The following is a 14,338-nucleotide window of genomic DNA, read 5'->3' on the forward strand; positions in this document are numbered from 1 at the left end:
AAGTGCGACGACATCGCGCCCGCGCCCGCCGCCAATGGAGTTTCGATCATGCTGTCACCCTGTCCCGCCGCCCCGGCGACCGAATGTCGCGACACCGCCGATGCCCCCGTCGCTCCGGCCCGCCTCGTCGACGCAGCCAGGCCGCCGGGCAAGCGCCGCCCGCGAAACTGGAAACCCCATCTGCCGCGCGAGCGCTTGCTGGAACGCGGGCCGGCCGCGCTGACCGACGCGGAACTGATCGCGCTGCTGCTCGGCACGGGCGGCGGCGGCCACGACGTGTTCGCCAGCGCCCGCGCGCTGCTCGCACGTTTCGACGATTCGCTGCGCGACATGCTGGACGCGGAGCCCGACGCGTTCGCCATGCACCCCGGCATCGGCCCCGCGCGCTCGGCGGTGCTGATCGCGGTGACCGAGATCGTGCGGCGCGCGCTGGCCGAGAAAGCCCGCGAGCGGATGCAGATCGGCTCGCCAGGCGCGGTCGAGGATTATCTGCGGCTCAGGATCGGCACGCGTCCGCACGAGGTGTTCGTCACGCTGTATCTGGACGCCCGTCACGGCCTCATCGACGTGGAGGAGAGCGCCCGCGGCTCGCTGACGCGAATGGTCGTCTATCCGCGCGAGATCGTGCGGCGCGCGCTCATGCTGAATGCCGCCGCGCTGATCATCGCGCACAATCACCCGTCGGGCGCGGTGCAGCCGAGCGCGGAGGATCGCCGCCTGACGCGCATGCTGCACGAAGCGCTCACGCTCGTCGACGCGAAGCTGCTCGATCACGTGGTCGTCGGCACCGCCGATACATTTTCGTTCGCACGCGCCGGTTGGCTGTAGACTGTGGCCCGGCGACCCGCCCGGGGTGGCCGCAACGACGAAGCGAAATTGGGTTTGATTTTTCTGAACTTTTTCTGCTAGAATCGTCGTCTGTCTTTTTTCCAACCAGTTCTAGCCATCGAAGGGCCTTGTCTGTAAAGGCTTCGGCGTTCTGAGTGCAGCCATGGATCACGTGGCGGTACGATGGAACCTTCATCGGCGATCGAACCCCGAATTTAGCGTATTAGGAGTGCTCTCATGGCACGCGTATGCCAAGTAACTGGGAAAGCGCCGATGAGCGGCAACAACGTTTCCCACGCAAACAACAAGACGAAGCGCCGCTTCCTGCCGAACCTGCAAAACCGCCGGTTCTGGGTGGAGAGCGAAAACCGCTGGGTGCGCCTGCGCGTCTCGAACGCCGGCCTGCGCCTGATCGACAAGAACGGCATCGATTCCGTGCTCGCTGACCTGCGCGCACGCGGCGAAGCCTAAGCCCAAGGAGCACAATCATGGCAAAAGGCGCACGCGACAAGATCAAGCTCGAGTCGACCGCTGGTACGGGTCACTTCTACACGACCACGAAGAACAAGCGCAACATGCCGGAAAAGATGGCGATCAAGAAGTTCGATCCCGTCGTCCGCAAGCATGTGGAATACAAAGAAACCAAGATCAAGTAATCTCCGGTTTCTGCCAGCCTGACGGCGACCAAAAAGCCCCGCACATGCGGGGCTTTTTGTTTTGCGCGCACGCGCGGGCCCGACGCGGTATGCTCTCCCCTTTCCGCGGCCACGGCCGACGGAACGCACAAGAGCTAAAGCGTAACGATGGAGATGCAGCATGAAATTCGACGTGGCGATCGTCGGCAGCGGCCTGGCAGGGCTGTCGGTCGCACTCAACCTGGCCAGCACGCGACGTGTCGCGCTGATCGCGAAACGTTCGATGATGGAGGGGGCAAGCGATAACGCGCAAGGCGGCATCGCGGCCGTCCTCGATTCGGCGGACAGCATCGAGAACCACGTCGACGACACGCTGGTCGCCGGCGGCGGCCTGTGCGACGAAGGCGCGACGCGCTACATCGTCGAGCACGGCCGCGAAGCGATCGAGTGGCTGATCTCGCAGGGTGTGCCGTTCACGAAGGACGATGCGGCCGAACTCGGTTTCCATCTGACGCGCGAAGGCGGCCACAGCCACCGTCGAATCATCCACGCGGCCGACGCGACCGGCCATGCGGTGCTCGCGACGCTCTCCGACCGCGCGCGCCAGCATCCGAACATCACGTTCTTCGAAAACCACCATGCGATCGACCTGATCACGTCGGACCGGCTCGGGCTGCCCGGCCGCCGCTGTCACGGGCTGTATGCGCTCGACGTCGACAACGATCGCACGATCACGATCGAGGCGCCGCACACGGTGCTCGCGACCGGCGGCGCCGGCAAGGTCTACCTGTACACGACGAACCCCGACACCGCGACCGGCGACGGCATCGCGATGGCGTGGCGCGCGGGCTGCCGCGTGTCGAACATGGAATTCATCCAGTTTCACCCGACCTGCCTGTTCCATCCGTACGCGAAATCGTTCCTGATTTCGGAAGCCGTGCGCGGCGAAGGCGGCCTGCTGAAGCTGCCGGACGGCACGCGCTTCATGCCCGCGCACGATCCGCGCGCGGAACTCGCGCCGCGCGACATCGTCGCGCGCGCGATCGACTTCGAGATCAAGAAGCGCGGGATCGACTGCGTGTACCTCGACATCAGCCACCAGCCGGAAGCCTTCCTGCGCGAACACTTCCCGACGATCCACGCGCGCTGCCTCGAATTCGGCATCGACATCGCGAAGCAGCCGATTCCGGTCGTGCCGGCCGCGCACTACACGTGCGGCGGCGTCGTCACCGACCTCGCGGGACGCACCGATCTCGCGGGCCTGTATGCGGTCGGCGAGACGTCGTACACGGGGCTGCACGGCGCGAACCGGCTTGCGAGCAATTCACTGCTCGAATGTCTCGTGATCGGCCGCGCGGCGGCCGAGGCAATCGAGGCGGCCGGCTTCGACGCCGACACGCCGGGCACGCTGCCCGCATGGGACGAAAGCCGCGTGTCGGATGCGGACGAGGAAGTCGTCGTCGCGCACAACTGGGACGAACTGCGCCGGCTGATGTGGAACTACGTCGGCATCGTGCGTACCGACAAGCGTCTCGAGCGCGCGAAGCACCGGTTGTCGCTGCTGCGCGACGAGATCCACGAGTACTACGCGAACTTCCGCGTGACGCGCGACCTGCTCGAACTGCGCAATCTTGTCGACGTCGCGACGCTGATCGTGAAGAGCGCGTATTCGCGCCGCGAAAGCCGCGGGCTGCACTACAGCCGCGACTGGCCGCACACGTTGCCGAAGGCGCTGCCGAGCGTGCTCACGCCCCGCTCGCGCCGCTGAGCGGCACGCCCTTCCGGCTTGCAGCCCACGAAAAAAAGCCGCTGGCGTTTGAGCGCCAGCGGCGTTTTTTCGTCAGATGGTATGTCGTGCGGTCAGTCGACGATCCGCATCGAATAGTCGGTCGCGTGCACGTCCTTCGTCAGCGCGCCGATCGAGATGCGGTCGACGCCCGTCTCCGCGAACGTGCGCACCGTATCGAAATTGACACCGCCCGACACCTCGAGCACGGCCTTGCCGGACGCGACGCGCACCGCCTCGCGCATCATGTCGAGTGTGAAGTTGTCGAGCAGTACCGACTGCGCGCCATGCGCGAGCGCCGTGTCGAGCTGCGCGAGCGTCTCAACTTCGACCTGCACCGGCACGCCGGCATCGAGTGCGAACGCCGCATCGAGCGCCTCGCCGACACCGCCGGCCGCCGCGATATGGTTTTCCTTGATCAGGATGCCGTCGTACAGCGCGAGACGCTGGTTCTCGCCGCCTCCGACGCGCACCGCGTACTTCTGCGCGAGCCGCAGGCCCGGCAGGGTCTTGCGCGTATCGAGGATCTTCGCGCGCGTGCCTTCGACGCGATCGACGTAACGACGCGTCGCGCTCGCGACGCCCGACAGCAGTTGCAGGAAGTTCAGCCCGTTGCGCTCGGCCGTCAACAGCGCGCGCGCCGGCCCTTCGAGTTCGCAGACCGTCGAATCCGGCGTCATCCGGTCGCCTTCGCGATACTGCCACTGCACGACGATCGACGGATCGATCCGCGCGACGACGGCCTCGAACCACGGCACGCCGCACAACACCGCCTCCTCGCGCACGATGATGCGCGCACGGCGCCGCTCGCCTGCCGGCACGAGCCGCCCGGTCTGGTCGCCGGTGCCGACGTCTTCGGCGATCGCATCGGCGACGTTGCGCGCGATCGCTTCGTCGAATGCCGTGCCGTATTGGGCGCGCACGGCTTCGAACAACGGAGAGACTGCGCTGGTCATGCAGCCCCCACGTTCGCAAACAGTTGCTGATCGCGCTGCAGATCGCCGCTCGCCTGCACGCGCTTCTTGTGCGCCGCTGCGAAATCGAGCATCCGGTCGATCGGCAGACGCGCGCGCGCGCCGATCGCGGGATCGACGAAGATCTCGTTGTGACCGCGCTCGAGCACGTCGGCGAGGTTCGCGAGGCCGTTCATCGCCATCCACGGGCAATGGGCGCAGCTCTTGCAGGTCGCGCTGTTGCCGGCCGTCGGCGCGGCAATGAAGGTCTTGCCGGGCGCCGCGAGCTGCATCTTGTGCAGGATGCCGAGGTCGGTCGCGACGATGAAGTGCGTCGCGTCGAACTTCACGGCAGCGTCGATCAGCTGCGTCGTCGAGCCGACGACGTCCGCCTGCGCGACGACGTTTTCCGGCGACTCGGGATGCACGAGCACCTTCGCGTCCGGATACTCGGCGCGCAGCAGGTCGAGCTCGATGCCCTTGAATTCGTCGTGGACAAGGCACGAACCCTGCCACAACAGCATGTCCGCGCCGGTTTTCTTCTGGATGTAGCTGCCGAGATGGCGATCGGGCGCCCAGATGATCTTCTCGCCCCGTGCGTGCAGGTCGGCGACGATCTCGAGGCCGATCGACGACGTGACCATCCAGTCGGCGCGCGCCTTCACGGCGGCGCTGGTATTCGCGTAGACGACGACGGTGCGGTCGGGATGCGCATCGCAGAACGCGGAGAATTCGTCGACCGGGCAGCCGAGATCGAGCGAGCAGGTCGCGTCGAGATCGGGCATCAGTACGCGCTTGCCGGGGCTCAGGATCTTCGCGGTTTCGCCCATGAAGCGCACGCCGGCGACGACGAGCGTCTGTGCGTCGTGGTCGCGGCCGAAGCGGGCCATTTCGAGCGAATCGGCGACGCAGCCGCCGGTTTCGTCGGCCAGTTCCTGCAGCTCGGCATCCACGTAGTAGTGAGCGACGAGCACGGCCTTTTCACGCGCGAGCAGCGCCTTGATGCGCGTCTTCAGTGCGGTGCGTTCTTCGGCGGACGGTGCCTCGGGCACCTTGGCCCACGCCTGGCCCACGCCGCAGACGGTCCCTGCCGAGACCGGCCGGTCGTACTCGACGGGTTTGATCGTCGATTGCATCTCCATATCTCCTGTCGACCAGAGCTAGCGCGTGAGCACCTGCTCTGGCCCCATCCTCTACGCTTGCCCCGGGGCGCCACGTCGGCGCGGCCCCGAGCCTCATGCGAATTCCGGCACGTCGGGTCGCCCTTCGAAAACCGGCCGCCCAAATGAAAAAACCCCGCCAACGCGGGGTTTGTGACGTCCTGAGATTCTAATCGATTTCGAATCAGGCGTAGCGACGCAGGCGCGTCGCAAATTCCTGCAGCGCCTTGATGCCGCTTTGTTCCGCGCGATGGCACCAATCCTGCAATTGCGCGAGCAGTTGTTCGCGCGAGGCGGTCGAGCGATCCCAGATCGCGGCCAGATCCTGGCGCAGCTGGAAGTACGTATGCAGCTTCTGGCTGTTCGCGAAAATCTCCGGCAGCAGCTTCTTCTGCGGCTCGTCGAGGCCGTCGGCGTCCTTGTGGAACCACTTGCGCGCGCCGCGCATCAGCTGGTACTTCTCGCTCGAACCGAGTTCCTTCAGATGCGCGAGCTCCTGGCGGTACGCACGCTTCACGGCCTTGCCGTAGCGCGCCATCACTTCGTAACGGTTCGACAGCACGGCCTGCAGCGTTTCCTGGTCGAGCACCGTCTTCGGCTTGTTCAGACGCGGCGTCGGCGCAACCTTCTTCACCTTCGCGAGACCGAATGCCGACATGATGCGGATGTACATCCAGCCGATGTCGAACTCGTACCACTTGTTCGACAGCTTCGCCGACGTCGCGAACGTGTGGTGGTTGTTGTGCAGCTCTTCGCCGCCGATCACGATGCCCCACGGGAACAGGTTCGTGCTCGCATCGGCCGAGTTGAAGTTGCGGTAGCCCCAGAAGTGGCCGAAGCCGTTCACGACACCCGCGGCCCAAAACGGGATCCAGACCATCTGCACGGCCCACACGGTCAGGCCGAGCACGCCGAACAGCGCGATGTCGATCACCATCATCAGGCTCACGCCGAGGATCGGGTACTTCGAGTACAGATTGCGCTCGATCCAGTCATTCGGCGTGCCGTGGCTGAACTTGCGCATCGTTTCTTCGTTCTTCGCTTCCGCGCGATACAGCTCGGCGCCTTCGAGGAACACCTTCCAGATGCCGCGCGTCTGCGGGCTGTGCGGATCTTCCTCGGTTTCGCACTTCGCGTGGTGCTTGCGATGGATCGCGGCCCACTGGCCCGTCAGCATGCCGGTCGTCATCCACAGCCAGGCACGGAAGAAGTGACTCGCGATCGGGTGCAGCTCCAGCGCGCGGTGCGCCTGGCAGCGGTGCAGGTAGACCGTCACACCGATGATCGTGACGTGCGTGACGGCGAGCGCGAACAACGCGACCTGCCACCACGAAAAGCGCAGGAGCCCGTGGGAAAGAAAATCGAGCAGGGAATTCAACAAGGCAGTTACCTGTGGTGAGAGCGATGCCGGCGCAAGCCGACGTCATAAAAATGAAAGCATACCGCGTGTAGACCGGAATTTTACTTCAACCGTTCCAAGTCTTTGTAAAAAATGAATATTTTCTTGTCTTGACGCAACGCAAACAGTCCATCGGCGGACCGGGAAAGCGCCACGATCCGGTTCTGACCGCCCGATTCGCCCGATTCGCCCGATTCGCGCCTAGGCCGCCGACGCCCGCCCATCCGCCGCACCGCCGACCACCGCCATGGGCATCCCGTCCGCCACCGCGCCGGTCGCGCCCAGACCGTCCGGCAGGCCGACCACGCGCACTTCGCGCTGCGGGAACGGAATCGAGATTCCGTGCTCGCTGAAAAGCCGCCAGATGTTCCGGTTCACGGACGAACGCACGCCCGACGTGCCTTTCGCCGCATCCTCGATCCAGAAGCCGAGCTCCAGATCGATCCCGTCCGCGCCGAAGCTGACCAGGTACGGGGCCGGCGCCGGGTCCGCGAGCACGCGCGGCACGTCCTTCGCGGCTTCCGCGAGCACCGCGAGCGCCTGCTCGACGTCGCTGGTATAGGCAACCTGCACGGCGACCTTTGCGTAGCCGCGCGTCAGGTATGACGACTGGTTCTGCACGACGTCGGTGATCAGCTTCTCGTTCGGGATCAGCGTCTCGTTGCCGTCGAGGCCGCGCACGACCGTATAACGCGTGCGGATCTGCGTGACGACGCCCTGCAGCCCGCCGACGCTGATCGCGTCGCCGAGCCGCAGCGAGCGGTCGAGCAGGATGATGAAGCCCGACACGTAATTGCTGGCGATCTTCTGCAGCCCGAAGCCGAGGCCGACGCCCACCGCGCCGCCGAACACGCCGAGCACCGTCACGTCGATGCCGACGAGCGACAGCCCGATCAGGATCGCCGCGAACACGAGCAGCGCGCGGCCAACCCGCGACATCACGACCTTCAGGTTCGCGTCGAGCGTGGTGGCGCGCGCGAGGCGCTCCTCCAGCACCGAGCCGAGCCACATCGCGACCATCAGCGTCACGCACACCCACAACGCGCCGGAAATCACCGACAGCAGCGTCAGGTGCGCATTCGCGACGCGGAACTGCACGCTGTCGAGCCACGCGATCACGTCGCGCTGGATCCCGAGCACCGTCAGCACCATCGCCGCCCACACGATCACCGACACGATCTTCTCGACGATCGACAGCCACGCATGCGTATGGCCGTCGCGCGCGAACACGCGCCGCGCGAAGAAGAACAGCACGTAGATGAGCCCGATGCCGAACAGCGGCACGAGCGCGAGCGACAGCAGCGACGTCGACATGAACGGGTCGAACCCAAGCTGCGCGGCCAGCACGAACAGGCCGCCGAACAGCGGGAACAGCGCGCGCTTCAGGCTTTGCGCACCGGCGCCCGGCGTCCGGCCGGCCGCGCGCCGGCGCGCGTCGATGCGGCCGTGCACGAAGCGCGCGGCAACCCACGCGAAACACAGCGCGCCGACGAGGATCGCCGCCTGCCAGATCATCACGGGCTGGTTGAAGTCGCGGATCACCGACGCGAGCCGGTGCGACAGCAGGCGGTTCTGCATCATCCGTGGGTCCTGCCGTTACTGCGCGCGTCGTTCGAGGACCGCGGCGAAGAAGCCGTCGGTCGCATGGCGGTGCGGCCACAGCGACAGGTAGTCGCCGGTCTCGAGCGCGATGCGCTGGTCGGCCAGCACCTTCTGCGCGGGCACCAGCACGAAGTCCGGATGGTCAGCCAGGAACTGCTCGACGATCGCTTCGTTCTCCGCGTCGAGCACGCTGCAGGTCGCATAGACGAGCCGGCCGCCCTTCTTCACGAGACGCGCCGCGCTCGAGAGGATCGACGCCTGCTTCGGCGTGAGCTCCTCGATCGACGTGCGCGTCTGGCGCCACTTGAGGTCGGGGTTGCGGCGCAGCGTGCCGAGGCCGCTGCACGGCGCGTCGACCAGCACGCGGTCGATCTTGCCGGCGAGCCGCTTGATCTTCGCGTCGTGCTCGCTGTCGATCAGCACCGGATTCACGTTCGACAGCCCGCTGCGCGCGAGGCGCGGCTTCAGCTTCGTGAGGCGCTTTTCCGACACGTCGAACGCATACAGGCGCCCGGTCGAGCGCATCATCGCGCCGAGCGCGAGCGTCTTGCCGCCGGCGCCCGCGCAGAAATCGACGACCATCTCGCCGCGACGCGGCGCGACCAGCGAGCACAGCAGCTGGCTGCCCTCGTCCTGCACCTCGATCTGGCCTTCCTCGAACAGCTTCAGGCGCGTGAGCGCCGGCTTGCCGACGACGCGCACGCCCTGCGGCGCGAACGGCGTCTCGCCCGCGTCGATGCCGTTCGCGCGCAGCGCGTCGATCACCTGTTCGCGCGTCGCCTTCTGCGCGTTGGCGCGCAGGTCCAGCGGCGCCGGGTAGTTCAGCGCCGCGGCGAGCTGCGCGAGCTCCTCGGCGTCGAAACGGGCCGACAGCGCCTGGTAGATCCAGTCCGGCAGGTTCGTGCGCACGCGCACCGGCAGGCTCGCCGGATCGATCTTCGACACGTGCTCGAGCCACGCGGCCTCGGTGTCGGACACGAACGGCTTGAGCGCATTGCGGCCGAGCGTCTGCATCAGGCCGAGCAACGTCAGGCGCCGCGCGGGGCTGCCCGTGCCGCTCTCGGCCAGGTGCGAAAACTCCATCTTCCGGCGCAGCACCGCGAACACCGCCTCGGCGATCACGCCGCGTTCGGCGTGGCCGAGCTTCGGGTGCGCGCGGAAGAACCGGCTCGTGGTCGCGTCGGCGGGGCCGGTGAATTTCAGCACCTCGGCCAGCAAGGTCTCGGTCTGGCCAATCAGGAATCCGTGCAGCTTCATACGCCCTCGCTCGTTTCGGTATGCGGTTGATCCGCGAAAATCCAGCGCGCCTCTTCCGGCGCCACCACTGCCCGGCCGTTCTCGAGGCGCAGGCGCCCCTCGACGAACCAGCGCACCGCACGCGGATACAGCACGTGCTCGACCGTCAGCACGCGCTGCGCGAGCGCGGCCGCGTCGTCGCCGGCGCGCACGGGCACCGCGCCCTGCGCGACGATCGCGCCGCTGTCGAGTTCGGGAATCACGAAATGCACGCTCGCGCCATGCAGCGCGACGCCGGCATCCAGCGCCTGCTGGTGCGTGTGGATGCCCTTGAAGCTCGGCAGCAGCGACGGGTGGATGTTCAGCAGCCGGCCTTCATATCGTCTGACGAAATCGGGCGTGAGGATGCGCATGAAGCCGGCGAGCACGACGAGATCGGGCGCGAAGCGGTCGATTTCGGCGGCGAGTGCCGCGTCGAAGCTGTCGCGGCTGTCGAACGACCGGTGGTCGACCACCGCGGTCGCCACCCCGTGCGACGCGGCAAAAGCCAGGCCGGCCGCGTCGGGCCGGTTGGCGATCACGGCGGCGACCTCGGCCGGCCAGCGCTCCTGCGCGCACGCGCGGACGATGGCCTCCATGTTGCTGCCGCGACCGGAAATCAGGATCACGAGTTTTTTCATCCGCGAATTTTACCATTCGCCCCCGCGTTTCCCCCCCTTCTCGGCCGCCGGGCCGCCCGAACGTTTATAATCTTCTGCTTTGCGGCATCCCACCGCCCATTCCCCCGACGCTGCATCCGCTATCGTGAAAGTCTTCCGCGGCCTGCCCAACGCCGAGAGCCGCGCGCCGTGCGCGCTGACGATCGGCAACTTCGACGGTGTCCATCGCGGCCACCAGGCCCTGCTCGCGCGCGTGCGCGCGGCAGCGGACGCGCGCGGCCTGCCCGTGTGCGTGATGACCTTCGAGCCGCATCCGCGCGAATTCTTCAACCCGGCCGGCGCGCCGCCGCGCATCGCGATGCTGCGCGACAAGCTGGAAGCGCTGCGCGAACACGGGGTCGACCGCGTCGTCGTCGAGCACTTCAACCATACGTTCGCGAGCCAGTCGCCGCAGGCGTTCGTCGAACGCACGCTGGTCGGCGGGCTGCACACGCGCTGGATGATGGTCGGCGACGATTTCTGCTACGGCGCGAAGCGCGCGGGCACCTTCGACACACTGAAGGCGGCCGGCGAGCAGTACGGCTTCGAGGTCGAGCAGATGGGCACGGTCGCCGGCAGCGACGGCACGCGCATCTCCAGCTCGGGCGTGCGTGCCGCGCTCGCCGCGGGCGATCTCGACGCGGCCGCGCAGGCGCTCGGCCACGGCTACGCGATCAGCGGCCACGTCGCGCACGGGCTGAAGCTCGGCCGCGACCTCGGCTTCCCGACCCTGAACCTGCCGATCGCACACAAGCGGCCGGCGCTCGCGGGCATCTTCGTCGTGCAGGTGCACGGCCTGGGTCCCGCCCCGCTGCCGGGCGTCGCGAGCCTCGGGCTGCGCCCGACCGTCGACGATTCCGGCCGCGTGCTGCTCGAAGTCCACCTGCTCGACTGGCACGGCGACGCGTACGGCAAGCTCATCCGCGTCGAATTCCTGAAGAAGCTGCGCGACGAGGCGAAGTTCGACGATCTCGAGGCGCTGTCGCGCGCGATCGCGCTGGACGTCGCGAACGCGCGCGCGTACTTCATCGAGCGCGACCGCGCGCCGGGCAGCCGCGCGACCGGCTTCGCGACATCGGCGACCGACCGAATTAGCTGATCCGGCCGGCGGCGCCCCGCGCCGCACCCTCGCGCCGCCGACACGCGCGCATCCCCGATTCACGACGCACGAGCGTCCCCCGATTTAGATAGCGATCCCATCATGAGCAACAAGAAAGCCGATTCGAAACCGCAGGCCAAGTATCCGGTCAACCTGCTCGACACGCCGTTCCCGATGCGCGGCGACCTGCCCAAGCGCGAACCGCAGTGGGTCAAGGAATGGGAAGAGCGCGGCATCTACGACAAGATCCGCGCGGCCAGCCAGGGCCGGCCGAAGTTCATCCTGCACGACGGCCCCCCGTATGCGAACGGCGACATCCACCTCGGTCACGCGGTCAACAAGATCCTGAAGGACATCGTCGTGAAGTCGCGCAACATGGCCGGGTTCGACGCGCCGTACGTGCCGGGCTGGGATTGCCACGGGATGCCGATCGAGATCCAGATCGAGAAGCAGTTCGGCAAGTCGCTGCCGGCGGCCGAAGTGATGAGCAAGGCGCGCGCGTACGCGACCGAGCAGATCGAGAAGCAGAAGGTCGGCTTCAAGCGCCTCGGCGTGCTCGGCGACTGGTCGAACCCGTACAAGACGATGAACTTCGTCAACGAGGCGGAAGAGATCCGCGCGCTCGGCAAGATCATCGAGAAGGGCTACGTGTATCGCGGGCTGAAGCCGGTGAACTGGTGCTTCGACTGCGGCTCGGCACTCGCCGAGGCGGAAGTCGAGTACAAGGACCGCACCGACCCGACGATCGACGTGATGTTCGCGTTCGCGGAACCGGAAAAGACCGCGCAGGCGTTCGGCCTGCCGGCGCTGCCGCGCGCCGAGGGCGGCATCGTGATCTGGACCACCACGCCGTGGACGATCCCCGCCAACCAGGCGCTCAACCTCCATCCGGAAATCGTCTACGCGCTGGTCGACACCGAGCGCGGGCTGCTGATCATCGCGGAAGAACGCGTCGAAGCCTGCATGGCCGACTTCAAGCTGGCGGGCCGCGTCGTCGCGACCGCGCCCGGCGTGAAGCTCGCGAACCTGCGCTTCCACCACCCGCTCGCATCGGCCCACCCCGGCTACAAACGCACCGCGCCCGTCTACCTCGGCGACTACGTGACGACCGACACGGGTACCGGCGTCGTGCACTCGTCGCCGGCCTACGGCATCGAGGACTTCCAGTCGTGCAAGGCGCACGGGATGACCGATTCGGACTTCATCAACCCGGTGATGGGCGACGGCCGCTACATCGAATCGCTGCCGCTGTTCGGCGGCCTGTCGATCTGGGACGCGAACCCGAAGATCGTCGACGCGCTGAACGCAGCCGGCTCGCTGCTGCGCAGCGAGAAGTACACGCACAGCTACATGCACTGCTGGCGCCACAAGACGCCGATCATCTATCGCGCGACGTCGCAGTGGTTCGCCGGCATGGACGTCAAGCCGCGCGACGACGGCAAGACGCTGCGCGAAACCGCGCTCGAAGGCGTCGAGGCGACCGCGTTCTATCCGTCGTGGGGCAAGCAGCGCCTGTTCAGCATGATCGCGAATCGTCCCGACTGGACGCTGTCGCGCCAGCGCCAATGGGGCGTGCCGATGGCGTTCTTCGTGCACAAGGAAACCGGCGAGCTGCACCCGCGCACGCTCGAGCTGCTCGAGGAAGTCGCGAAACGCGTCGAGCAGTCGGGCATCGAGGCATGGCAGACGCTCGACCCGCGCGAGCTGATCGGCGACGACGCGAACCTGTACGAAAAGAACCGCGACACGCTCGACGTGTGGTTCGACTCGGGCACGACGCACTGGCACGTGCTGCGCGGCTCGCACAAGGATCAGCTGCAGTTCCCGGCCGACCTGTACCTCGAAGGCTCGGACCAGCACCGCGGCTGGTTCCACTCGTCGCTGCTGACCGCGTCGATGATCGACGGCCGCGCGCCGTACAAGGGCCTGCTCACGCACGGCTTCACGGTCGACGGCGAAGGCCGCAAGATGAGCAAGTCGCTCGGCAACGGCATCGATCCGCATGAAGTCGCGAACCGTCTCGGCGCGGAAATCATCCGCCTGTGGATCGCGTCGACCGACTATTCGGGCGAGCTCGCGATCTCCGAGGAAATCCTGAAGCGCGTGACGGAAGGCTATCGCCGCATCCGCAACACGCTGCGCTTCCTGCTCGCGAACCTGTCGGATTTCGACTTCGCGCAGCACGCGGTGCCGGTCGGCGAATGGCTCGAGATCGACCGCTACGCGGTCGCGTTCTCCGCGCAACTGCAGACGGAACTGCTCGGCCACTACGAGAAGTACGAGTTCCATCCGGTCGTCGCGAAGCTGCAGACGTACTGCTCGGAAGACCTCGGCGGCTTCTACCTCGACGTGCTGAAGGACCGCCTGTACACGAGCGCGCCCGATTCGCGCGCCCGTCGCTCCGCGCAGACCGCGCTGTACCACCTGACGCACGGGCTGCTGCGCGTGCTCGCGCCGTTCCTGTCGTTCACCGCGGAAGAAGCGTGGAAGGTGTTCCAGCCGGCCAGCGACACCGTGTTCACGGAAACCTACTACACGTATCCGGAAGTCGCCGGCGCGGCCGCGCTGATCGAGAAGTGGGCGCTGCTGCGCGACGTGCGCGGCAACGTGACGAAGGCGCTCGAGGAGGCACGCACCGCGAACCGCATCGGTTCGTCGCTGCAGGCGGAAGTGGCCGTGCATGCGAGCGGTGCGCGCTACGACGCCCTCGCGAGCCTCGGCGAAGACCTGAAGTTCGTGCTGATCACGTCGGCGGCGACGGTCGTGAAGGTCGACGACGAAGCGCAGGAAAGCGTCGACGTCGCGGCGTCGAAGTACCAGAAGTGCGAACGCTGCTGGCACTACCGCGAGGACGTCGGCGCGCACGCCGATCACCCGACGCTATGCGGCCGCTGCTTCTCGAACCTGTTTGAAAACGGCGAAAACCGGAGCGCTGCTTGAAT

The 14,338-nt window shown here is 66.8% G+C and carries 12 protein-coding genes; 6 read left to right on the top strand and 6 right to left on the bottom strand.

What is annotated here, in order from left to right:
* Positions 1–48: 48 nt before the first annotated feature.
* The 4 genes from radC (at position 49) to nadB (ending at position 3,231) form a co-directional block, all read left to right on the top strand.
* Positions 49–828 (top strand): RadC family protein, encoded by a 780-nt coding sequence (radC, locus tag WS49_RS10830; RefSeq protein WP_059527701.1) that lies wholly within the window; start codon positions 49–51, stop codon positions 826–828.
* Positions 829–1,065: 237 nt separating this feature from the next.
* Positions 1,066–1,299: a 50S ribosomal protein L28 gene (rpmB, locus tag WS49_RS10835; RefSeq protein ID WP_004186391.1), complete on the top strand. Its 234-nt coding sequence runs from the start codon at positions 1,066–1,068 to the stop codon at positions 1,297–1,299.
* 17 nt (positions 1,300–1,316) lie between these two features.
* Positions 1,317–1,484 carry a 50S ribosomal protein L33 gene (gene rpmG, locus WS49_RS10840; RefSeq protein ID WP_006478046.1) on the top strand — a complete coding sequence of 56 codons (168 nt, stop codon included), beginning with the start codon at positions 1,317–1,319 and terminating at the stop codon, positions 1,482–1,484.
* 160 nt (positions 1,485–1,644) lie between these two features.
* Positions 1,645–3,231, top strand: coding sequence for an L-aspartate oxidase (nadB, locus tag WS49_RS10845; protein ID WP_059527704.1), 1,587 nt, complete (start codon positions 1,645–1,647; stop codon positions 3,229–3,231).
* A gap of 92 nt (positions 3,232–3,323) precedes the next feature.
* On the opposite strand, the gene nadC is transcribed toward nadB, so the two are convergent.
* The 6 genes from nadC to purN form a co-directional block, all read right to left on the bottom strand.
* Positions 3,324–4,205, bottom strand: coding sequence for a carboxylating nicotinate-nucleotide diphosphorylase (nadC, locus tag WS49_RS10850; RefSeq protein ID WP_059527707.1), 882 nt, complete (start codon positions 4,203–4,205; stop codon positions 3,324–3,326).
* A complete protein-coding gene (nadA, locus tag WS49_RS10855) occupies positions 4,202–5,338 on the bottom strand; it encodes a quinolinate synthase NadA (protein WP_059528311.1) in 1,137 nt (378 codons plus the stop codon). The genes nadC and nadA overlap by 4 nt, the downstream gene beginning before the upstream one ends.
* A gap of 208 nt (positions 5,339–5,546) precedes the next feature.
* On the bottom strand, positions 5,547–6,743 hold the full coding sequence (locus WS49_RS10860) for a DesA family fatty acid desaturase (RefSeq protein ID WP_059527709.1): 1,197 nt from the start codon (positions 6,741–6,743) through the stop codon (positions 5,547–5,549).
* Between the two features lie 219 nt (positions 6,744–6,962).
* Positions 6,963–8,342 carry a mechanosensitive ion channel family protein gene (locus tag WS49_RS10865; protein WP_059527712.1) on the bottom strand — a complete coding sequence of 460 codons (1,380 nt, stop codon included), beginning with the start codon at positions 8,340–8,342 and terminating at the stop codon, positions 6,963–6,965.
* A 15-nt stretch (positions 8,343–8,357) separates the two neighbouring features.
* On the bottom strand, positions 8,358–9,620 hold the full coding sequence (locus tag WS49_RS10870; RefSeq protein ID WP_059527715.1) for an RsmB/NOP family class I SAM-dependent RNA methyltransferase: 1,263 nt from the start codon (positions 9,618–9,620) through the stop codon (positions 8,358–8,360).
* Positions 9,617–10,279 carry a phosphoribosylglycinamide formyltransferase gene (purN, locus tag WS49_RS10875; RefSeq protein WP_059527718.1) on the bottom strand — a complete coding sequence of 221 codons (663 nt, stop codon included), beginning with the start codon at positions 10,277–10,279 and terminating at the stop codon, positions 9,617–9,619. Before purN ends, WS49_RS10870 begins: the two co-directional genes overlap by 4 nt.
* 124 nt (positions 10,280–10,403) lie before the next feature.
* On the opposite strand from purN, the gene WS49_RS10880 reads away from it, so the two are divergent.
* Positions 10,404–11,396: a bifunctional riboflavin kinase/FAD synthetase gene (locus WS49_RS10880; protein WP_059527721.1), complete on the top strand. Its 993-nt coding sequence runs from the start codon at positions 10,404–10,406 to the stop codon at positions 11,394–11,396.
* A 102-nt stretch (positions 11,397–11,498) separates the two neighbouring features.
* Positions 11,499–14,336, top strand: a complete 2,838-nt coding sequence (gene ileS, locus WS49_RS10885; protein WP_059527724.1) for an isoleucine--tRNA ligase — start codon at positions 11,499–11,501, stop codon at positions 14,334–14,336.
* Positions 14,337–14,338: the final 2 nt, after the last annotated feature.

The sequence above is a fragment of the Burkholderia sp. RF7-non_BP4 genome (assembly GCF_001521935.1).
Classification (GTDB): Bacteria; Pseudomonadota; Gammaproteobacteria; order Burkholderiales; family Burkholderiaceae; genus Burkholderia; species Burkholderia diffusa.

Excerpts from the sequence above, each read along its gene's own strand:
- ileS (WP_059527724.1), top strand. The coding sequence starts at position 11,499 with ATGAGCAACAAGAAAGCCGATTCGAAACCGCAGGCCAAGTATCCGGTC.
- WS49_RS10870 (WP_059527715.1), bottom strand. The coding sequence starts at position 9,620 with ATGAAGCTGCACGGATTCCTGATTGGCCAGACCGAGACCTTGCTGGCC.
- nadA (WP_059528311.1), bottom strand. The coding sequence starts at position 5,338 with ATGCAATCGACGATCAAACCCGTCGAGTACGACCGGCCGGTCTCGGCA.
- nadB (WP_059527704.1), top strand. The coding sequence starts at position 1,645 with ATGAAATTCGACGTGGCGATCGTCGGCAGCGGCCTGGCAGGGCTGTCG.
- nadC (WP_059527707.1), bottom strand. The coding sequence starts at position 4,205 with ATGACCAGCGCAGTCTCTCCGTTGTTCGAAGCCGTGCGCGCCCAATAC.
- radC (WP_059527701.1), top strand. The coding sequence starts at position 49 with ATGCTGTCACCCTGTCCCGCCGCCCCGGCGACCGAATGTCGCGACACC.
- purN (WP_059527718.1), bottom strand. The coding sequence starts at position 10,279 with ATGAAAAAACTCGTGATCCTGATTTCCGGTCGCGGCAGCAACATGGAG.
- rpmB (WP_004186391.1), top strand. The coding sequence starts at position 1,066 with ATGGCACGCGTATGCCAAGTAACTGGGAAAGCGCCGATGAGCGGCAAC.
- WS49_RS10865 (WP_059527712.1), bottom strand. The coding sequence starts at position 8,342 with ATGATGCAGAACCGCCTGCTGTCGCACCGGCTCGCGTCGGTGATCCGC.
- rpmG (WP_006478046.1), top strand. The coding sequence starts at position 1,317 with ATGGCAAAAGGCGCACGCGACAAGATCAAGCTCGAGTCGACCGCTGGT.